General features: G+C 37.1%; 24 protein-coding genes and 1 other annotated feature. Of the genes, 4 read left to right on the top strand and 20 right to left on the bottom strand.

Going from position 1 to position 21,168, the window contains the following annotated elements; translation table 11 throughout:
* Nucleotides 1-112: 112 nt before the first annotated feature.
* From rplL to GSM_RS00120, 16 genes are all read right to left on the bottom strand, one after another.
* Nucleotides 113-481: a 50S ribosomal protein L7/L12 gene (rplL, locus tag GSM_RS00195; RefSeq protein WP_003688881.1), complete on the bottom strand. Its 369-nt coding sequence runs from the start codon at nucleotides 479-481 to the stop codon at nucleotides 113-115.
* Nucleotides 482-526: 45 nt separating this feature from the next.
* Nucleotides 527-1,030: a 50S ribosomal protein L10 gene (rplJ, locus tag GSM_RS00190; protein ID WP_003688883.1), complete on the bottom strand. Its 504-nt coding sequence runs from the start codon at nucleotides 1,028-1,030 to the stop codon at nucleotides 527-529.
* Between the two features lie 27 nt (nucleotides 1,031-1,057).
* Nucleotides 1,058-1,196: a sequence feature (ribosomal protein L10 leader region), on the bottom strand.
* 59 nt (nucleotides 1,197-1,255) lie between these two features.
* Nucleotides 1,256-1,945 carry a 50S ribosomal protein L1 gene (gene rplA / locus GSM_RS00185; RefSeq protein ID WP_003688884.1) on the bottom strand — a complete coding sequence of 230 codons (690 nt, stop codon included), beginning with the start codon at nucleotides 1,943-1,945 and terminating at the stop codon, nucleotides 1,256-1,258.
* 101 nt (nucleotides 1,946-2,046) lie between these two features.
* Nucleotides 2,047-2,472 carry a 50S ribosomal protein L11 gene (rplK, locus tag GSM_RS00180; protein ID WP_003688885.1) on the bottom strand — a complete coding sequence of 142 codons (426 nt, stop codon included), beginning with the start codon at nucleotides 2,470-2,472 and terminating at the stop codon, nucleotides 2,047-2,049.
* Nucleotides 2,473-2,586: 114 nt separating this feature from the next.
* Entirely contained in the window at nucleotides 2,587-3,321 is a 735-nt protein-coding gene (locus GSM_RS00175; protein ID WP_003688886.1) for an alpha/beta hydrolase, read from the bottom strand.
* Nucleotides 3,322-3,343: 22 nt separating this feature from the next.
* Entirely contained in the window at nucleotides 3,344-3,895 is a 552-nt protein-coding gene (nusG, locus tag GSM_RS00170) for a transcription termination/antitermination protein NusG (protein WP_003688889.1), read from the bottom strand.
* A 131-nt stretch (nucleotides 3,896-4,026) separates the two neighbouring features.
* Complete coding sequence (gene secE / locus GSM_RS00165) at nucleotides 4,027-4,194, bottom strand: preprotein translocase subunit SecE (RefSeq protein ID WP_003688890.1); 168 nt, start codon at nucleotides 4,192-4,194, stop codon at nucleotides 4,027-4,029.
* A 12-nt stretch (nucleotides 4,195-4,206) separates the two neighbouring features.
* The gene (gene rpmG, locus GSM_RS00160) at nucleotides 4,207-4,356 is read right to left on the bottom strand and encodes a 50S ribosomal protein L33 (protein ID WP_003688892.1); all 150 of its coding nucleotides are present in this window, start codon (nucleotides 4,354-4,356) and stop codon (nucleotides 4,207-4,209) included.
* Nucleotides 4,357-4,410: 54 nt separating this feature from the next.
* The gene (locus tag GSM_RS00155; protein WP_003688897.1) at nucleotides 4,411-4,947 is read right to left on the bottom strand and encodes an NYN domain-containing protein; all 537 of its coding nucleotides are present in this window, start codon (nucleotides 4,945-4,947) and stop codon (nucleotides 4,411-4,413) included.
* A 2-nt stretch (nucleotides 4,948-4,949) separates the two neighbouring features.
* Complete coding sequence (rlmB, locus tag GSM_RS00150) at nucleotides 4,950-5,699, bottom strand: 23S rRNA (guanosine(2251)-2'-O)-methyltransferase RlmB (RefSeq protein ID WP_003688899.1); 750 nt, start codon at nucleotides 5,697-5,699, stop codon at nucleotides 4,950-4,952.
* 1 nt (nucleotide 5,700) lies between these two features.
* The gene (locus GSM_RS00145) at nucleotides 5,701-6,105 is read right to left on the bottom strand and encodes a Mini-ribonuclease 3 (RefSeq protein WP_003688900.1); all 405 of its coding nucleotides are present in this window, start codon (nucleotides 6,103-6,105) and stop codon (nucleotides 5,701-5,703) included.
* Nucleotides 6,098-7,519 (bottom strand): cysteine--tRNA ligase, encoded by a 1,422-nt coding sequence (gene cysS, locus GSM_RS00140; RefSeq protein ID WP_003688902.1) that lies wholly within the window; start codon nucleotides 7,517-7,519, stop codon nucleotides 6,098-6,100. Before cysS ends, GSM_RS00145 begins: the two co-directional genes overlap by 8 nt.
* 322 nt (nucleotides 7,520-7,841) lie before the next feature.
* Complete coding sequence (gene gltX, locus GSM_RS00135; protein ID WP_003688904.1) at nucleotides 7,842-9,326, bottom strand: glutamate--tRNA ligase; 1,485 nt, start codon at nucleotides 9,324-9,326, stop codon at nucleotides 7,842-7,844.
* A 127-nt stretch (nucleotides 9,327-9,453) separates the two neighbouring features.
* Nucleotides 9,454-10,581, bottom strand: coding sequence for a PIN/TRAM domain-containing protein (locus tag GSM_RS00130; RefSeq protein ID WP_003688906.1), 1,128 nt, complete (start codon nucleotides 10,579-10,581; stop codon nucleotides 9,454-9,456).
* A 21-nt stretch (nucleotides 10,582-10,602) separates the two neighbouring features.
* Entirely contained in the window at nucleotides 10,603-11,973 is a 1,371-nt protein-coding gene (gene radA / locus GSM_RS00125) for a DNA repair protein RadA (protein ID WP_003688908.1), read from the bottom strand.
* 83 nt (nucleotides 11,974-12,056) lie between these two features.
* Nucleotides 12,057-12,593 carry a dCTP deaminase/dUTPase family protein gene (locus GSM_RS00120; protein ID WP_003688910.1) on the bottom strand — a complete coding sequence of 179 codons (537 nt, stop codon included), beginning with the start codon at nucleotides 12,591-12,593 and terminating at the stop codon, nucleotides 12,057-12,059.
* 103 nt (nucleotides 12,594-12,696) lie between these two features.
* Between GSM_RS00120 and GSM_RS00115 the strand changes: the two genes are divergently transcribed.
* From GSM_RS00115 to GSM_RS00105, 3 genes are all read left to right on the top strand, one after another.
* A complete protein-coding gene (locus GSM_RS00115; protein ID WP_003688912.1) occupies nucleotides 12,697-12,990 on the top strand; it encodes a GNAT family N-acetyltransferase in 294 nt (97 codons plus the stop codon).
* Nucleotides 12,991-13,003: 13 nt separating this feature from the next.
* The gene (gene rpiA, locus GSM_RS00110) at nucleotides 13,004-13,687 is read left to right on the top strand and encodes a ribose-5-phosphate isomerase RpiA (RefSeq protein ID WP_003688913.1); all 684 of its coding nucleotides are present in this window, start codon (nucleotides 13,004-13,006) and stop codon (nucleotides 13,685-13,687) included.
* 74 nt (nucleotides 13,688-13,761) lie between these two features.
* Complete coding sequence (locus GSM_RS00105) at nucleotides 13,762-15,096, top strand: C1 family peptidase (protein WP_003688916.1); 1,335 nt, start codon at nucleotides 13,762-13,764, stop codon at nucleotides 15,094-15,096.
* A gap of 199 nt (nucleotides 15,097-15,295) precedes the next feature.
* Here the strand turns inward: GSM_RS00105 and GSM_RS00100 are convergent, their stop codons facing one another.
* The 4 genes from GSM_RS00100 to GSM_RS00085 all read right to left on the bottom strand — a co-directional run bounded on the left by GSM_RS00100 (nucleotide 15,296) and on the right by GSM_RS00085 (nucleotide 19,785).
* On the bottom strand, nucleotides 15,296-15,970 hold the full coding sequence (locus GSM_RS00100; RefSeq protein WP_003688917.1) for a 2,3-bisphosphoglycerate-dependent phosphoglycerate mutase: 675 nt from the start codon (nucleotides 15,968-15,970) through the stop codon (nucleotides 15,296-15,298).
* 323 nt (nucleotides 15,971-16,293) lie between these two features.
* A complete protein-coding gene (locus GSM_RS00095) occupies nucleotides 16,294-17,493 on the bottom strand; it encodes a C40 family peptidase (RefSeq protein WP_003688919.1) in 1,200 nt (399 codons plus the stop codon).
* Nucleotides 17,494-17,860: 367 nt separating this feature from the next.
* Complete coding sequence (locus GSM_RS00090; protein WP_003688920.1) at nucleotides 17,861-18,826, bottom strand: DMT family transporter; 966 nt, start codon at nucleotides 18,824-18,826, stop codon at nucleotides 17,861-17,863.
* A gap of 14 nt (nucleotides 18,827-18,840) precedes the next feature.
* Complete coding sequence (locus tag GSM_RS00085) at nucleotides 18,841-19,785, bottom strand: AEC family transporter (RefSeq protein ID WP_003688922.1); 945 nt, start codon at nucleotides 19,783-19,785, stop codon at nucleotides 18,841-18,843.
* 206 nt (nucleotides 19,786-19,991) lie between these two features.
* Here GSM_RS00085 and GSM_RS00080 point away from each other — a divergent pair, with 206 nt between their 5' ends.
* Nucleotides 19,992-21,149, top strand: coding sequence for an LCP family glycopolymer transferase (locus GSM_RS00080; RefSeq protein WP_003688924.1), 1,158 nt, complete (start codon nucleotides 19,992-19,994; stop codon nucleotides 21,147-21,149).
* Nucleotides 21,150-21,168 lie beyond the last annotated feature (19 nt).

Here is a 21,168-nt window from a genome sequence, read left to right as displayed (position 1 = left end):
CTATTATGACACACCTATCAATAATCTACCTTTTTAAACTCACAAATTTAAGAGATTTGCTAAAAAAAAGATTCACTCATCTACTGAGTGAATCTTTTTGCATCAGTTGTAATTACTTAAGAGTAACTACGCCACCAACAGCTTCAAGTTTAGTCTTGATTTCTTCGGCTTCATCCTTAGAAACGCCTTCTTTAACGATTGAAGGTACACCATCAACCACACCTTTAGCGTCTTTCAAGCCAAGACCTGTAATCTCACGAACAGCCTTGATTGCTTTAATCTTTTGGTCGCCAGATTCTGTTAATTCAACATCGAATGAATCCTTTTCTGCAGCAGCTTCGCCAGCAGCTGCACCTGCAGCAGCAACTGGAGCTGCTGCTGAAACACCAAATTCTTCTTCGATAGCTTTAACTAAATCGTTTAATTCAAGAATGCTAGCTTCTTTTAAATCAGCAATGATTTTTTCTGTATCTAATGCCATTGTTAATATCCTCCATTAAATTAATATATTTTTTTAAATTGACAATTAAGCTGCGTCGCCATCTTTGCTTTCGGCAACAGCCTTAACAGCATAAGCAACATTGCGCACAGGTGCTTGCAATACTGAAAGTAACATTGAAAGCAATCCTTCGCGACTTGGTAATGTTGAAAGAGCGTTGATTTCTTCTAAAGTTGCAACCTTACCCTCAATCATACCACCCTTAATCTTCAATGCGTCGACATCCTTTGCGAATTTTGCAAGAATACGTGCAGGCGCAACAACATCTTCTTTAGAAAATGCTACAGCTGTAGGACCAGCGAAAACATCATCTAAGCCTTCATAACCAGCCTCATCAGCAGCACGCTTAAGATATGTGTTCTTAATAACACGCATCTCAACACCTGCTTCACGTAATTCCTTACGCAATTCAGTCACTTGTTCAACCGTGAGTCCACGATAATCGACAACCACACATGAAACAGCATCATTGAATTTTTCAACAACACCTGCAACAACCGCAGCCTTCTTAGTGATAATTTCTTTATTCATTTGATTCACCTCCTAGTCATTGTGTCAGGGTTTAAATAAAAAACCCTATGTCCAACCAAGACATAGAGAAAATTTCAAAGTAAAATATAGTTTCACTTAAAATCCTCGGCAGGCAATGTATTAAGGCTTTCGCCACCTGAGTCTTAGGTAGAATCATTATAAAAAATTGACCTTAATCAGTTTATCGCATAAACTAATTAAAGTCAACTATAACTTGCAAACTAATTAAAGACTTGCAACATCAACAGTTACACTTGGTCCAAATGTTGAAGCAAATGAAGCGTGTTTGATGTATTGTCCTCTAACAGAAGCAGGACGTGCCTTTGCAATTACTTCATGAATTGTGTTGAAGTTGCCAACTAGAGCATCTTCTGTAAATGAAGCTTTTCCGATAGGAACATGGACGTTACCAGCTTTATCTGTACGATAAGTTACCTTGCCGGCTTTAGATTCTGAAACAGCCTTCGTAACATCCATTGTAACTGTCCCTGTCTTAGGGTTAGGCATTAAGCCTTTTGGCCCTAACACACGACCAAGACGACCTACTTTAGCCATCATATCAGGTGTTGCAATTGCAATATCAAAGTCCAACCAACCATCAGAAATACGCTGAACCAGGTCATCGTCGCCGACAACATCTGCACCAGCAGCTTTTGCTTCCTTAGCTTTGTCGCCTTTAGCAAAAACGATAACTGTTTGATCTTTACCAGTACCATTTGGTAAAACAACAGCCCCACGTAATTGTTGGTCAGCCTGTTTCGTATCAAGATTCAAATTGTAAGCTACTTCGATTGTTGCATCAAAGTTTGCGAAATCAATTTTCTTTACCAAAGCAATTGCTTCTGCAGCATTAGAAACTTTGTTGGCTTCAACTTGTTTTAAAGCCTCAATATATTTTTTACTCTTTTTAGCCATTTGTGTTTTCCTCCTTGCAAATGTGGTGTAACGGATATACCTCCCACTTGGCACATCTACTTTCATAGAGTGCCCGACTGAGAAGCGTGGCCGTAGAAAAATTAGTCTTCTACAACAAAGCCCATGCTTCGTGCAGTACCTTCAATCATGCGCATTGCAGCTTCAACATCTGCAGCGTTTAGATCTTGCATTTTTGTTTCAGCGATTTCTTTCACTTGTGCCTTTGTAACTGTAGCAACTTTCTTAGTGTTAGGCTCGCCAGAACCATGTTCAACACCAGCAGCTTTCTTTAACAAAACCGCTGCAGGTGGTGTCTTTGTAACGAATTCGAATGAACGATCTTCGAACACTGAAATCACAACAGGGATAAGCATCCCAGCCTGATCGGCTGTACGTGCATTAAATTCCTTTGTAAATCCCATGATATTAATACCAGCTTGACCTAAAGCAGGTCCAACTGGTGGAGCTGGAGTTGCCTTCCCAGCAGGGATTTGTAGTTTAACAACATTAATTACTTTTTTAGCCACGGTACATACCTCCTTAAAGTCCGTGTGTGGTACGGATGGCCAGCTTAATTTGGCCTCCCACTCGTATGCAAAACATACTATTGTATCGTATCATGTTACTTAATCTTATTCAAGTTAATTTAGTAAAAAATCTATAATCTGCTTAAAAATATTATTATCTTCGTGCAATCTACGATGATTTACTTTTCTATTTCTTACTATCTTTTCACGATAATATCCAATATTCTCCAGTAAATATCGTAAGGACTTTGCAGAAGAAATAGATACCTTTCCATCAGAAAAGCCAGAATCACTGTCACCTATGATATTAAAAATCTCAATATCGTCATCAAGGTTTTTACTACCCTTTTTTAATAATTTATATCTATTTGTTTGCCTTAAGGGAATTCCTTCCCCGGATAGTTGAATATTCTCAACTCTCGCAGAATCAGCACCTGGTTCGACATCCGCAAACGGAGCACCAAGCATTACCATTTTCTTTATTTTCGGCAGATTCTTGATCTTCAAATTTGTTAACAAATACAGCGCACTAACTGCACCCATAGAATGTGCAATAATATCAAGCTGTTTAATACTATAATCTGCCTTCAACTTGCTAAATATTTCACCCAGCCATATTGCTTGTTGCTCAACACTTTGTTTATCGTTTCTGAAAATTATCTGAATCCCAGAATCCTTCGCGATTTTCTTATTGCGAATCTTGATAATTCCTTTGTGTGAAACCGTAATAATAATCCGATTCGAAATAAATCGTCTTTTCTTTAATTTATGTATCATACTAAAAAAAGACCAAAATCCTCCAGCATAACCATGTACAAAAACAATCGGTTCGTTAAGCCCTTTGCCCATCGTATCACTTTCTTCAAATAGACTAAACTAATTTGTCAACCTGATCATAATTTAATTCAGTTGCAGTTTCTCGACCAAACATATCGATATTGACACGCAACTTCATTTTTTCCTTATCAACTTCGGTTATTTTACCAACTAGTCCTTTAAATGCTCCTTCGATAATTGTGACTGAATCGCCGACCTCAACATCAAAGTCTTGATGTCTCGAGCTCATTCCTAATCTGCGCAGTATTAATTCTACTTCATCTGAAAGCAGTGGTGCTGGCTTGCTGCCTGCCCCATGAGATCCAACAAAACCTGTTACACCAGGAGTATTACGTGCAACATACCATGAACGATCTGTCATTACCATTTCAACTAAAACATATCCTGGAAATGTTTTTTTAGTCTCAACCTTATCTTTTCCTGACTTGGTCGTCTCAGTTTCTTCCTCTTCTGGGACCACAACTCTAAAAATATAGTCTTCCATCCCCATTGATTGTGCACGTGATTCTAAGTTTGTCCTTACTTTATTCTCATATCCTGAGTATGTGTGCAATACATACCAATTTTTTTCAAATGATTCTGCCATCAGATTATCCTCCTAAATTAATTAAAAAACAAAATAAAAAAACCTCGAACATTCGAAGTTTTCCCTACGAGAATTAGTATATCATAAAAAGTTAAGAATTATCTACTATATCGTAGCTCTTTTAAAAATTATTATGCAACAAAGCTTACTACCCACTGTACGAGAAAATCAACAATGGCAAAAAAGACTGCAAACATTACTGCAGTTGATATAACTGTTGTTGTATCGCTGGTAGCCTCTTTCTTAGTCGGCCATGTAGTGTCTTTCATGGTTTTAAAAACACTTTTAATAAATTTCACTGAAAGTCCTCCTTACCGCGTCTCTCGGTGCAAAGTATGTTTATTACAATATTTACAAAACTTCTTAACCTCTAGTCGTTCCTGTCTGGCTGGATTAGCAGCAATAGTGTAATTACGCGAACCACACTCTGAACAAGCTAAAGCTATTTTCTTCTGCGCCATAATGTTTCTCCTATCGATTATCAGACTAACTCTACCATGATAATCCTTTTTCTGTCAATTATCGTTTTTATCCTTAGACATATTGTCTCGCAAGTCGGCTAAGCGTGACAGCTGCTCTTCATTCCATGGCACTCTTCTGACTGCAGCTTCATCTTGATATTTTTTTGCCTGCTTCTTGACATCCTTCTTGGCTCTGCCAATATCTTGATACAATTCCCAAGCTGGTATACGTAATGCTCCTTGAGAAAAAATTGTCCATTGCTCTGCCTGATCACTCGTTGCGACAGTTACTTGTGTCAACCTGGTCTGCAGTTTTTTTGCCAACGATTCAATATATGAATCAGCAGTTTGCTCCTCTGCAGTCCAGATAATCTCTAACCCGTATTGTTGATAACTCTTGCTCAGACCGGGAACGTACATCGCATCAAAAACAACAATGATATGATAGTTTCTTTGTTTTTTATAATTAGACAAAACATGCAGCAACGTATCACGTGCCTCTTCCAAATGTCCTGATAATTTCAGTTTATTTAATTGAGGCCAATTGCCAATCATATTATAAGCATCGACAATTAGAATATTCTTCTTCATCTTTAATTACCCCGTGAAGAAAATCCTTGATATATCAACAAGCTTGCTGCTACACTCGCATTTAGACTTTGTACATGCCCAATCATTGGTATGGTTAACATCTCATCACACTCTTTCTTCAGGAGAGGTGAAATTCCCTTGCCTTCATTACCAATTACTAATGCAACAGCTCCAGTTGCATTCCACTTTCGAAAGTCGGTTCCATTCATATCAGTTCCAAAGACCCAAACATTTCTCTTCTTGAGCTCCTTGACAAGCTGTACTAAATTAGTAACCCGTGCAACAGGAACATGCTCAATTGCCCCCGTCGATGTCTTTGCTACCGTTGAAGTTAGCTGAACAGCGCGTCTTTTAGGAATAATGATACCGTGTACTCCAGCAGCATCAGCAGTTCGCATGATTGAGCCTAAATTATGCGGATCTTCAATTCCATCTAAAATCAAGAAAAAAGGATCTTCATTCTTGCTGGCGGCAACCTTGAATAGATCATCGATCTCAGCATACTTATAGGCAGCAATAGCAACTACCACTCCTTGATGGTTTTGCCCATCAGACAATAAATCCAGCTTGCTTTTAGGAACCTTCGAGACAATAATCTTCTTTTTCTGAGCTAGTGTAATAATATCGCGAATGGCATCCGACTTTAATTCTTCCTGTATGAAAACCTTGTTAATATCCTGATTGCTTTTGAGCGTTTCGATTGCTGGGTGCCGTCCTATAACGAACTCAGTATCTTTATTTGTATTGACCAAATTATTTTTGCTCCTTTTCAATCATTTCAATACACCATTGAGCTAGTTCAGTAACTCGGCTTTCCTGATTACTTAAAAACAAATAACCGAACAATGCCTCAAAACCAGTTGAAATACGGTAAGTAATTACTGCCGTATTCTTTGCTGAAGTATGACTCTTGGCATTTCTTCCGCGTCTAAAATATTCTAATTCCGTTTTATTCAAAATATTTTGTTTCTGCATTTTTTCAGCCAAAAATGATTGCGCCTTTGCTGAAACATAATGAGTGGCGGTCTTGTGAAGATGGTTTGGTTTTGTTAATCCCTTAGCAAGTAAATGTTTACGGACATATACCTCATAAATTGCATCGCCCATATAAGCTAGTGCAATCCCATTTACTTGTTCGAAATTATTTTTTTCATTCATCTTTCTTCCACCTTGTTCCTTGTGCAGTATCTTCCAATATAATGCCCTTTTCCTTTAACAAATCCCTAATTGTATCGCTCTTTTCAAAGTCGCGATTCTTACGCGCTTCATTACGTTGCTTAATTAGTTCCTCGATTTCTTTTACATCAACATCTACTTCTTTATGAACATTCAAAAAAACACCAAAAATATTCAGTTCTTCAACTAACGTTGCCATGAACTCTTCCAAAACACTTTTTATTACTTGAGTTTCAGAGCTGTAAACATTCAGCCTCTTAGCTAAATCATAGACAACCGTAATTGCATTTTGAACATTGAAATCATCGTCCATTGCAGCTTCAAAATCAATTTTTTGCTGCGCTAAATATTTTTTTCTTTCATCATCAATTTGGATCTCTACAGCATCTTTTAGGCGATAAGCAGCATTATCGTATGCTCCTTGCAGTTTTTTTAAATTTGCAGCCGCGTCTTCTAAGTTAGCCTGGCTGTACTTAATTGGCCGCCGATACTGAGTCGTTGCCATGAAAAATCTTAAAACTTGCGGATTGACTTTTTTGACAATATCGTGGACAGTAATGAAATTGCCCAATGATTTACTCATTTTTTCCTCGTCTTCACCAATTGTAACAAAGCCATTATGCAACCAGTAGTTTGCAAATTTCTTACCCGTCTTAGCCTCACTTTGTGCAATCTCATTTTCATGATGCGGAAACTCTAAGTCTTGTCCACCGGCATGTATATCGATTGTATCACCCAAAAACTTTGTCGCCATGACTGAGCACTCAATGTGCCAACCTGGCCGTCCTTTTCCCCAAGATGATTTCCAGAAGATTTCACCTTCTTTTGCAGACTTCCAAAGGGCAAAATCTAAAGGATCTTCCTTTTTTTGAATTTCATCATCATTGAGTCGCTGACTTGCTCCTTGCTCCAGTTCATCAATCGATTGCCCAGAAAGTTGGCCATAATTAGCAAATTTACGAGCTCGATAATAAACGTCTCCCTGTGATTCATACGCATATCCCTTAGCAATTAATACCTGAATAAAATTAATAATATCATCCATTGTATCCATTACTCGTGGATTCAAAGTTGCTCGCTTAATATTAAGTGCATCTGTATCTTCATAGAAAGCTTTAATATATTTATCAGAAACCTCACGTGGAGTAATCTTGAGTTTCTTGCTAGCAGCAATGATTTTATCATCAACATCCGTGAAATTTGAAACATAATTAACCTGGAACCCACGATACTCAAAATATCGCCGAATTGTATCAAAAGCAATTGCACTTCGCGCATTTCCAATATGGATGTAGTTATATACAGTTGGACCACATACATACATTGTAATCCGCCCCGGATTAAGGGGGATGAAATTTTCTTTTTCATTTGTGAGCGTATTATAAAGTTGAATCATTCACTGCTTCTCCTTTTTTACTCTTAATTATATACGATTATCCAATAAAGTGGTAGAAACTCCTCAAGTCTCTTGTAAGATATAAAAAGGATACATGGCATGAGTCGGTAAAACCTAACAACACAAAATTACGACCATATCATTTTTTGCATAAGTAATTTAAAGTTTGATAGAGGAGTTTAACTTATGAAACACGTTTATCCAAAAATCAATAAAAGGACTAGATCAAAATTCAACTTTTGACCCAGCCCTCTGTACAAAATTACAAATAAATGTGCCTAAAATTAATCTTCTTCAAAAATATACACAACTAAGAATACGACTACATCTCAGCTAATGTCTTTTCAAGATGCTTCAAAGCTTTCTCTTTACCCAACAGTTCGATCGAAGCTGCAAGTTCTGGGCCGTGCGTTTCACGCGTGGTTGCAATTCTAATAGGCATATAAAGTTTTCTACCCCTAATCCCAGTTTCTTTTTGAATCGCATAAATAGTATTTTGAATCTCGGTAGCATCGAAAAGTGGCAATTCTGCTACATTTTTTGCAAATTCATTCAGCACTGTCTTCGCACTCTCGTCACTCAATTCTTTCATTGCTGCTTCATCCAGTTTTGGTGGTTCGTCGAAGAATATTTCTGATAATTTTACAATTTCACCCGTATAAGACATTTGTTGCTTAAACAAACTAATCAATTTGCGAGCCCATTCAATTGTTTTAGGATCGGGATTCTTCTCGACCTTGCCCGCCTTAATAAGCTGCTTAAGTGCAGAATCAACAACACCGTCTTCTTTGGCATTTTTAACATATTGATTATTGATCCATTCAAGTTTCTTACCATCAAACGATGCAGGTGAACGACTCAAACGTTTTGGATCAAACATATTAATTAGTTCTTTGCGATTGAAGATTTCTTTTTCTCCCACCGGAGACCATCCCAATAATGTAATAAAATTGAACATTGCGTCTGGTAAATATCCTAATGCACGGTATTGCTCAATAAATTGAAGCACACTTTCATCACGCTTACTCAACTTTTTACCGGTTTCAGTATTAATGATTAATGTCATATGTCCGAACACTGGTGGTTCCCAGGCAAATGCTTCATATACAACCAACTGTTTTGGTGTATTGGCGATATGATCATCACCACGCAACACATGAGTGATTTCCATCATATGATCATCTACAACAACTGCAAAGTTATATGTAGGTACACCATCACGCTTTTGAATAACAAAATCCCCACCAATTGTGTTCGAGTCAAAGCTAATGTGGCCCTTGACCATGTCATCGAATTCATAGGTTTTGTTTTCTGGTACTCTAATTCTTACGACCGGCTTTAGTCCGGCAGCACGTGCTTCTGCTTGCTTTTTTGAAATTTCTTCATCAGACATACCTTCATATTCATAGATATATCTAGGTGCTTCGCCATTTGCCTTTTGTTCTTCACGTTGTGCATTCAGTTCATCTTCAGTCATATAAGATTCATAGGCAAGGCCCTTATCTAATAATTGCTTAATCAAAGGTAAATAAATTGCTTGTCTTTCGGACTGGCGGTATGGGCCAAAATCTCCTGGTTTATCAGGACCCTCATCCCAGTCAATTCCCAACCATGTTAAATTCTCTAACTGACTTCTTTCACCGTCTGCAATGTTTCTTTTAGAATCGGTATCTTCAATTCTTATAACCATAGTTCCGTTATTATGTCTTGCAAACAAATAGTTAAACAATGCAGTTCGTGCATTCCCTATATGCAAATGCCCTGTTGGACTTGGAGCATAACGCACACGAATTTTTTTATCTACCAATTATAGCGCCTCTTCCTTTTTCTGAATTGATTAATCAAACTAAATTTCATAGTCAAAATAATCGATACACCAGTAATTTTACAATGAATATGCAGAAAAATAAACCAACCAGATAAAAATTTCCAATTTAATTATTTTCTTTTATTCCTCTTGTTGAATGTACAGGTTTAGCAAAGATCATTCTCCCCGCATCTGTTTGCAATGCACTTGTCACTACCACTTCAATTGGATTATTCAAATAAAATCTTCCATCCTCAACAACAATCATCGTTCCATCATCTAAGTATGCAACACCTTGCTGTCTTTCTGTACCCTTCTTGATAACTGTAACCGTGAGTTTCTCCCCAGGTACTACCCTAGGCTTTAGAGCCTTTGCCAATGCATTAACATTTAATACTTCAACATTCTGAAATTCACTAACCTTGTTTAAATTATAATCATTTGTAACAATCACTGCATCCAAGAGTTTAGCCAATTTAATTAACTTGCTATCAACCTCTTGAATATCATCAAAATCGCCCTCATACATCTCAACAGGAACTTTCTTTTCATCTCGCAGCTTATTGAGAATATCAAGGCCACGTCTACCACGAACCCTCTTGATACTGTCCGCAGAATCTGCAATATACTGCAGTTCATACAAAACAAAATTAGGCACAATCAGCGTTCCCTCAATAAATCCAGTATTAACCAAATCATAAATTCGGCCATCAATCAAGATGTTCGTATCCAAGAGTTTTAAGCGATGAAAATTATCACCGGTCTTTCGCTCCAAAACGCTGGCATTATCAGCACTCTCAGCTTTTTTTTCTGTTCGTAATTTTCTGCTGTTCATAAGCTTTTTAAAGAAATCTAAATGATTTTTCCCTACGAAATATCCTAAATAACCAAATATGACCATTAAAACAATTGGAATCACTGTATTCAATAAAAATACCTGTGAACGTGAAACTAAAGTAGATATCAAAGCAGCTATCATTAAGCCTACGACAACCGAAAGACTTGTTGAAATTATTACATATGGATTTTGCTGTGCCAAGTTGTTCTCTAGTCTCTTTATTAATCTTTCCAATGGTTCAGTCACAAATATCGAGACGATGTGCATCACTGCCAACCCGATCAAAATATTTACAGCAAAATTATTAACCCACATATGATCTGAGAGACCTACCAATAACCAAATTGGCGGCATAAAGGTGTACCCTGCACCAACTCCTAATACTGCGAGTACAACTTTTATCATTATTTTTCTCATTTCCTTCTCCTTCCTGAATTATTAGTTAAAAGTTACTTTCAGTGCCTCACTTAGAGTCGAAACACCGACAACTTTTATGTTTCTTGGGGGAGTCCATCCAGCCAAATTATTTTTAGGCAAAATTACTCTTTTAAACCCCAGTTTAGCCGCCTCAGCAACTCTTTGCTCAATCCGATTAACTCTTCTGATTTCACCGGTCAATCCGAGTTCTCCAATAAAACAGTCAGTTGCTTGCGATTGAGCATCGCGATAACTTGAAACAATGCTCACTGCAATCGCCAAGTCGATGGCTGGTTCATCTAGCTTCACCCCGCCGGCGGCCTTTAAATACGCATCTTGATTTTGTAAAAGCAATCCCGCACGTTTCTCAAGAACGGCCATAATCAAAGAGATCCGGTTGTGATCTAATCCCGTTGTAGTTCGCTTAGCATTTCCAAAAGCAGTTGGTGTAACAAGTGCCTGAATTTCAACTAAAATTGGGCGTGTTCCTTCCAGAGAGACAACAATGGCAGAGCCGGTCGCTCCACTGAGTCGTTCTTCCAAAAAAATCTCAGAAGGGTTTTGAACTTCGTACAGCCCTCCTTCTTTCATTTCGAAAATTCCAATTTCATTTGTCGAGCCAAATCTATTTTTTACAGCTCTAAGAATTCGATAAGCGTGGTGCAAGTCTCCCTCAAAATATAGGACCGTATCAACCATATGTTCCAGTATTTTGGGACCAGCAATCGCTCCACCCTTGGTGACATGACCAACTATGAAAATTGTTATGCCATTAGTCTTTGCAATCTGCATTAACTCGGCTGTAACCTCCCTGATCTGTGCCACACTCCCAACTGCAGAAGACATTTCAGGTTCCTGCATGGTCTGAACTGAGTCGATAACTACAAAATTGGGTTTTAACTTATCAATGTATTGGTGAATGCTTGTCATATCAGTCTCTGGATATAAATAAAATTGCTGCCCTTTTACTCCCAAGCGCTGTGCCCGCAGTTTGATCTGCATTGCGCTTTCTTCTCCAGACACATACAAGACTGTTAATTCCTGTCTTGCCAACTGACCCGAAAGTTGAAGCAATAGCGTAGACTTACCAATTCCAGGATCACCGCCTATTAGGATAAGCGAACCCGGCACGATCCCCCCGCCTAAAACTCGATCAAGTTCAACTGATGCAGTCGTTGTTCGCGGATTATCTTGCACATTTACTTCATCAATTAATTGTGGTTTAGGACTGTTACCGCTAAAACTAACCCTCGTTTTTTTATCAGTTTTATTCGATTTCTCAACCTCTTCAACCAGAGTATTCCAGGCACCACAATTTGGACAGCGACCCAAATATCGGGGTGAAGAATACCCACAATCTTGACACACAAACTGTGTTTTAATCTTGACCACTTGCTAGCCTTCTTTCGCTTATTGAATTTATCATAGCATGTTTGCTTGTTTTTAAGCATATTTCCTTCATTCTTTAACTTTTTTTACCTACCTGATGATCCAAACCCTCCTGTTCGTTTCTTTAATGGCCCCTCTTCACTGTCAATCGTTAGAAAAGGAATAAAGATACCCTGTCCAATACGTTCATTTTTCTTGATTACTACATCCCTGATACCAAAATTCATGAGTTGAAAGAATATCTCTCCATCATTACCAGCATTGCCATAATAATCAGCATCAACAATTCCTACCCCATTTGGTAAAATCAAGTTTCTTTTTAATGGATTGCTAGAACGATTGGCAAGCATCAGAAATTCTTCGGCTCCCATATATGCTTTGATGCCTGTCGGAACTAAGAATGGCTTAAGGACCTTGTTGGCCTTTTCATAATCAATATCTGTATTCTTTTGTTTTTTTGTAATACTCCATAAAATTCTTAAAAAATTAAGTTTCCATATTGATGGCAACACAAAATCCTGTGCCGCATAAAAATCATACCCTGCCGCATTTTTTGTAGCACGCGTTGGAAGTGTGATCTCTTCTTTTTTAAACCGCTTTACTACCTCGAATCCTCTTTTCAAAATATCACTCTTTCCCTAATTTATTCTACTATTCTATCATTAATCAACAAACAGATACAGTACCTTCTCATATGCTATAATTAAACAAAAAGAGGTGTTTTATATGATTACTAAATTCACAGAAAATTCCTTTGATTATTATCGTTCAGAAAGTGATAAAAAACCTGTAGCACATATTGGTTTTTCATTGCTTGACAACTCTCAAACATACTTAGTTGAACACACTTGGGTAGATGAAAGTGCCCGTGGAACCGGATTAGCAGGGAAAATTACAAAAGATTTTCTTGCCAAGGTAACTGAAGATTCCAAGAAAGTTATCCCGTTGTGTCCCTACACAAAGAAATTCTTTGAAAACCACGCTGAGTATCAGCATCTACTCAAAGAAGAAAATAATTAATGAGGTGAATATGGTGAATCAAAATGAGTTAAAGGCTCTTGTTGGAAAAAAAGCAGTTGATTGGGTTTTTGATAATATGACCATTGGCTTAGGAACAGGTTCAACGGTTAAATATATGATAGAGGCCCTTGCAAAAAAAATTCAGAAAGAAAATCTGTCGATTACAGGTATTGTCACATCCGCAGAAACAGCCAAGCAGGCAACTTCACTGGGAATCCCCCTAAAGTCAGTTGATGAAGTTGATCACATTGATCTTACGATTGATGGAGCCGATGAGGTTAGTGCCGACTTCCAAGGTATAAAGGGTGGTGGAGCCGCACTTTTGTTCGAAAAAATAGTGGCAACTAACTCGAAAAAGAATATCTGGATTGTGGATCAAAGTAAGTTAGTAAATAAATTAGGAAGCTTTCCACTTCCAGTCGAAGTGATTCCCTACGGTAGCAAAAAAATTTTTGAACGTTTTGATTCTAGGAAATTCCACCCAACTTTCAGATTGGCTGCTGATGGTTCAAAATTACGAACTGATTCTGATAACTATATAATTGATCTGCATTTGGAACAAATAACAGATCCGTTCAAACTTGCTGATTATTTAAAAGCACAAGTTGGTGTCGTTGAGCACGGTCTCTTCTTGAATACTGTCAACACTGTTATCGTCGGTTACACCAGTGGGCCTAAAGTTCTCGAGGCTCGTTAATCAGCAACAAGGTTTACGTGTTACTTTATTTATCATATAATGTTGTTATATCTTTTTAAGGAGAGTGACAGATAGTGAGTAAAGCTATTGAGCACCAACAATTATCAAAATTTAAAAATTCTCTAGAAAACCGCGCAAATCATAAGGTCCTTGAGCGTGCAGTTACAAAAAACGGAATCTATACAACTTCTGCAGATTATCGTTCTGAAGTTAATATGACACCTGTTTTTTCTATCGACTTGGATACAGGAGATGTTGCTAATCAGAAGCAATCCGGCCGTTGTTGGATGTTTGCCGCATTAAATACAATGCGTCATGATATGAAAAATAAATTCAATATGCCAAAAGATTTCGAGCTTTCACAAAATTATACATTTTTCTGGGATAAGCTTGAAAAAGCTAATTACTTCTATGAAAATGTGATCAACACAGCTTCCTTGCCAACATCAGATCGTAAAGTTTCCTTCCTGATGACGACACCTCAACAAGACGGTGGTCAGTGGGATATGATCGTGGCAATTATTGAAAAATATGGTGTAGTTCCTCAATCAGCTATGCCTGAAACATTCAATTCTTCTGCTTCACGTGAATTTAACAGCACTTTTGACTTAAAATTACGCAAGGACGCCGTAACGTTACGTAATTTAGTTGCAAACGGAGCATCCGAAAAAGAGCTTGAGGATACAAAAGAAAAAATGTTAGATGATGCATACCGCATGCTAGCTTATAGCTTTGGTGAACCACCTGCTCACTTTGACTTTGAGTATCGCGATTCAGACAAAAAATATCATATTGACCGTAACATTACACCTATCGATTTCTTTAACAAGTATGTTGGCTGGAACTTGGATGATTATGTTTCAATCATCAACGGCCCAACTGCTGACAAACCATTCAACCATATGTATACTGTTGAAATGCTTGGTAATGTTGTGGACGGTCGTCAAGTTCGTCACTTGAACGTTGACATGGCAACATTCCGCGATGTTGCAGTAAAGCAGCTTCAAAGTGGTGAAAGTGTATGGTTTGGCTGTGATGTAGGTCAATCTTCCGACCGCCAAAAGGGAATCATGGATACTGAGTTATATCACAAAGATGAACTTTTTGATATTGATTTAAGTATTTCTAAAGCTGAAAGATTGGATTACGGCGAAAGTCTAATGACACATGCTATGGTTTTAACTGGAGTTGATCTTGTTGATGGTGAGCCAACCAAATGGAAAGTTGAAAATTCATGGGGTAAAAAAGTTGGTACTGATGGATTTTTCGTTATGAGTAACGACTGGATGAATGAATATTGCTATCAAATTGTCGTTAACAAGAAATTTCTTTCTGAAAAATTACAAGAAGTCCTCAATGAAGAACCAAAAGTACTCGCTCCTTGGGATCCAATGGGTGCTTTAGCATAAGTTAGAGAAACTCAATGTTAGATAAGGCTTTACTTACAAAAAAATATGGTTTTAATTAGTAAAGAGGAGTCAGTCAAAAATTAACCTTTGACTGACTCCTCTATTTATTCAGATAAGTGTGTGATACAAAATAATGTACCTCAACTAACCGCAAATTTTACCGACTTATGTCTGACTTTCGCTTCATTTTTTACATAACCTATCTTAATTCCCTTTTGGAAATAATCTTTAACCTGCTATCGAGCTCATAGACAATTGGGACCGCATTTTCGACTTCAACTCCGTCAATTGCTGAATCACTGATTCCCTCAATATACTTGATTAAAGCCCTCAGAGTACTACCATGTGCCACGATGATCTGATTTTTTTGATGAATTAAATTGGGAGCAATGCTATCCAGCCAATACGGAATAATTCTATCAGACGCATCCTTTAAGCTTTCCGCCAAAGGTAAAATTGTCTTTGGATAGGCAGAATATCGTCTATCTTCGTCAGGTTTATCCATTTTAGGAGGTACAGTGGTAAAGCTCCTTCTCCACAATGCAACTTCTTTTTTTCCATAAGTTTCCACCGTCCATTGCTTGTTTAAGCCACGTAAAGCTCCGTAATGCCTCTCATTTAGACGCCATGTTTTTTTTATTGGGACACTATTTTGATTAATACAATCGAGTACAATATTAGCGGTCTTAATTGCACGTGTAAGGACGGATGTGTGCAAGTCAGTAAAAATAATTTTCTCTTCATCTAAGAGCTTCCCAGCCTTTATTGCCTGCTGTTCTCCTTCTGCAGTTAATGGTGAATCTGACCAACCAGTATATTCATTTGCCAAATTTGCTGTGCTTTGTCCATGTCTTAGTAAAACTAATTTAACCATATCTTTTGTCCCCTCTGATAGTCTTGCCTAATGTCTTTATCATATCAGACTTTTTTAATCTAGAATAGTTTATTCAAAGCAAAAAAAACCAAGTCAAAATTTAATTTATGACCTAACTCACCTGTTATTTTTTATAAAAATGTTCTATAAATCAAATCTCTCCGACTTATGTTACACTTTTTAACTTCATTTCCAGTGCAACTAAAAAAATCTAGTCAGCGAGACTGAATTAATAAAGTATTTCATTAATCAGTTACTTGAACTAGATCTAATCTTAAATTGTTTCATTAATCAAATGTCAGTTTAACTAAATCAGAACATTTTTACTTTAAACGCCCTGCAAATGAAGGTGCATATCCTGAAACTGATCCAACACGAACCGTTTGACCAGTTCTTGGCGCATGTACATATTGGCCATTTCCAATATAAATTGCTACATGATATGATGCCCCTTTGCTACCCCAAAATAATAAATCGCCTGGCTGTGCTTGCGAAACAGATTCATATGTAACATATCCCTCTTGCGCAACAGTATTATGTGGCAACGATACTCCAAACTTAGCATAGACATATGCGGTCAAACCTGAGCAATCCATCCCTGATAGAGACTCACCGCCCCAAACATAAGGAATGTTCATTTTCGTCAAGGATAATGCAGCTGCAACAACTGAACTTGTATCCACACTCGAACTCGATAAAGCAGTCGCAGTTGACGTGGTTGATGCGGTCGAATATGCGGTCTGAGTTACAGTTGCTGAACTACTTGTGCTACTGTTGTTAGAATTGTTGGAACTATTTGTAGAAGTATTCGAAGTAGTCGTACCACTATTTGTATTAGTGGTGGAGGCTGCTGTTACAGCCTTTGTAGCTGTTGCTAAAGCCTTGTTAGCATCTGCACTACTCTTAGCTGCCTTGACAGCTGCAGCCGCTTTTTGGGCCGCTGCTAAAGCTGCTTCTGCTTTTTGCTTTGCGGCATCTTCTTTAGTTTTTTTAACTTTTAATTGTATCTTTTGAACAGCTAAGTCAGCCATATCATTTCTCAATTTTTCACTAGTTTTCTTTTGAGCTGCTACAGATTCATCAACTTGCTTCTTGTCAGCTGCAACTTTTTCTTGGTCATTTTTCTGATCTTGCAAAGTTTGATTATTTGCTTGGATCATAGTTGCAACTGTAGCAACACGATCAATTGCATCACTAAAGCTTTTTGAATCTGTTAAGAATTCTATTAAGCTCCCTGTATCATTTTGTTGAGCCGAACGTGCTTGCTCAGCTAAATGGGATTTCCTTGCGTTAATGTTCTTCGTCAATGAAGCAATCTCAACTGAATCGGAATATTGCTGATCTTGTAACTTTGAAAGCTTTTTTTGACTTTCATTTACCAATTTCTGAGTATCAGAAATCTTTTGATTAACCTCGTTAATTTGTGTTGCAGTATCTGAAGCTGAAACGTGTGTTCCTAAGCTGACAACTGTTACAAGTGAAGCAACTACGAGTACAGTTTTTGAAATTAAATTATGTTTCACTGACTTACACCTCTGACATTCGATTAAATATCTTTTTTAATTTTTTACGTACAATTTAACTACAAGAGTAATTCTACCACGCTTGCACAATAATGAGCATTACATTATATTTACAAAATCTGCTCAAGAATGGCAATTTCAAGCACTTTTATTACATTAAGATTTCAAAAATTACAAATAGAAATCTAGAGCATTTTTGCTCTTTTTATTCGCATATTCCAACAAAATTTACAAAATTCATACTTTTTATTATTATAACGATTCTCTTAGTGGAATTAATTAGTTAAAAACAATAAAAAAGGAGGGATTTTTGTTGCTTAAAGCAGCAATTCCCTTCCAAATTTGAAATATATAAGTCAAGTAATAATTAATTTTTGGGTAAATTTTTTGGTATGATCGTTTCTTCTTTGACTCGATTACCCACAAATGTGACAACGGAACCCAACAAAATAATTATAATTCCAATAATTGTCAATGTTGTTACTTTCTCTCCAATCAAGATTGCTGCTAAAATTGGAGCCAACCCTGGTTTTATAAAAAACACTAGGGAAGCAGTGGAAACATTTGAATTCTCCATTGCAAGAAAATAAAAAGCAAAGCCACCACCTGTAACACAGATCCCTAAATAGAGTAACATTGGCAAAGAACCAATTGTTATATTCTGCAATATTGGCAGGTATTGAAAAGATTTTAAACTTGGAATGCTTCCTAAAGCATCAGCAACAAATGGTATATGTGTAATTAGTGAAAGTACAAACAATTCAACTGTTCCAGCTATGAATGTGTAGCATGTCATAACAATCCCATTGAGTCCTCTTTTAGTAGAACCATAGCGTGAAATAATTGAATAAAAACCAAATGTTATTGCTGCCAAGACACCTAAGATGATTCCCATTGGTTTAGTAAGATGAAGTGGGTCAATGATTACAATCAGGCCTAAGATAGATATCACAACAGCAATTAAATTTGCTCTTCCTAAGCGTTCTCGCAAAATAATAAAAGCAAAGATTAACGCAAATACTGGATTACAACTAAATAAAACTGCCACTGTTGAAGCCTTTGTTGCAACAACTGCCAACTGAAAAAGCGACATGCTGACAATTACACAGAGAAATCCTGTAAGACAGAAAAGGTACCAATCTTCTTTTCTCAGCTTTCTCTTACTTACTTTCAATGCTTTATTTGCAAACGGCAGCAACACCAAGGCACCAATAAAGAAACGAATAAGATTCAATTGGATTGGATTAAAAGTGGCACCAGCTACCTTTAGCGCTATTTCCATTGAACTGAACATAAATGTTGATATTAGGACATAAACTATTGTCTTTTTCACAACTACCCCTCTTTTTAAATACTTTGTGTAACTAACATTAAAATTGGTACAACTGCTAATGACATCAATGTCGTCTCCGTGACCATCACCGCAGCGTAGTCAGAGTCTGCACCATATAAATTCGCAACAACCGGAGCATTAGTCATTACAGGCATAGCCGATTGAAGTATAAAAACTTGCTTCATCAAAACCGGCATATCTGCTGGTATAACTAGCAAGCACATTAACGCTGGCGCAAATAAGAAACGCCCCATTAGTACTAGAATATTATCTTTATGCAAAGCAAGATGGTTAAGACCAGCATGCGAAACAGAGATACCAATGAACAACATTGAAAGTGGTACGGTTAAGTTACCAATATAATCCAAATCAGATTTAACAAATACTGGTAATTGAACCTTTAATAAGACTAAGATAACACCCACTACAAAACCCATAAGTGGCGGTGAAAAAATCTTACTTAGCGTTTTTTTCCAGTCCAATTGACTCTTCAGTCCACCGTCTCGCTGTATTAAGTATGTACCCAACGTCCAAAAAATGGTAGTATTTGCCATATAATAAATCAATACGTAAGGTATGCTATCTGCTCCAAAAAGCGCCGTGTTAATTGGCAACCCAACAAAGACTGTATTCGAGTTAAAAAACATCGATGAAAACAAGCCTGCGTGACTTTTGCGGATTCTAAATATTTTTACAATTGCAAATGCAAGCGCCATCAGTATTACCATTGAGATGACCGGAAACCTTAAATCTGGCAACATTCCAGATAGATCATTGGCACTAAACCTCATCGTGATAGTGGATACCATGTAGCATGGTAACGCAATTTGTGTTACTAATCTAGCTATTAATTTAGTTGATTTTTCACCAAACCAGCCACGTTCTGCTAAAATATATCCCAGTATTATCATCACTAATATTACCAGCACACCAGAAATGCTGTGCTCAAAAACCCTCATATTCTCATCTCTTTCTCTTCATTCTTTCATATATAAACATTCACCAGTATATCACAATTTATTACAAAATTTCCTTTGGTTTTTAATTAGATTATTCCATTTAAATATCCAAAATAGTTTAAAAAAATTTAATTTTAAGTTATGCTACTCAATCTACAACTCTTAGTAGTATAATTCTTGTAATAATGTTGATTAAGGAGTTACTGATGAATAACAATAATAATGAATTTTCCACATCTTCTCCACTAAGAAGGGAAGATAGTCATGACCATCGCAAAAAACAACCGCATAAAAAACGCAGAATGTTAAGTTTGATTGGACTTATTGTGGTATTGGTTTTATTTTATGGAGCTGGTATTTATGCTCGTAGTCTGCTGGGGGCGGCCCAACAAACTCTTGATAAAACATATCAAAAAACCAAAGTTAAGAAACTAAGGAATGTCTCTCAAATTTTAAAAAAGAAAAAACCTTTCTCAATTTTACTTCTAGGAACTGACACTGGTGATCTAGGAAGAACTGACAAGGGACGTACCGATACTATCATTGTTGCTACCATCAATCCACAAACCAAAAAAGCAACCTTGACAAGTATTCCTCGTGATACTCAAGTTAAGATCACTGGTTCATCTAATGCTTATGACAAAATCAATTCGGCATATACAATTGGAGGAACGTCTGCTGCAATTTCAACCGTGCAAAAAACACTTCATATTCCGATTGATTTCTATCTACTGGTTAATATGGGAGGATTATCAAAATTGGTTAATGCAGTTGGTGGAGTTTCAATTGATCCTCTATTGACCTTCCATTATAGTTATGCCAATGTTACTAAGGGCAAAACCGTAACTTTAAATGGTAATGAGGCCCTCGCATATTCAAGAATGCGCTACTCTGATCCAGATGGTGATTATGGACGTCAGAAACGTCAAAAACAGGTAATTGAAGCTATTGTTTCTAAGCTACTGACAATTTCTTCCATATCCAATTTCCAAAAGATATTGAATACAGTTAAAGATAATATGCAAACTGACTTGACTTTCAATGATATGATGACAATTGAAACTAACTATAAAGATGCGGCAGGGACTATAAAATCTTATGTACTTCAAGGTGAGGATGCAACAATTGGCGGTTTATCATACCAAGTTGCCACTGCAGATGAAAAACGTAAAATTTCTAATAAGATTCGTTCAGAATTAGGATTGAATCCTTCAACTGCTACTTTTACTGGTCAAATATATAGTTCGTATGGTTCAAGTTCTAGCTACAGTTCAAGCTCCGGCTATGGTTCTACTTATTCATCAGGGACTGGTACTACTTATGGTACCTATTCTTCAAGTTCTCCTTCCCATTATGGTTACTAATATAATCTAAAAAGGGGCT

Source organism: Liquorilactobacillus mali KCTC 3596 = DSM 20444, from assembly GCF_000260415.1.
GTDB classification, from domain to species: domain Bacteria; phylum Bacillota; class Bacilli; order Lactobacillales; family Lactobacillaceae; genus Liquorilactobacillus; species Liquorilactobacillus mali.
Note: the sequence above shows the minus strand (reverse complement) of the source record. Positions and strands in the feature narration are given on the sequence as shown.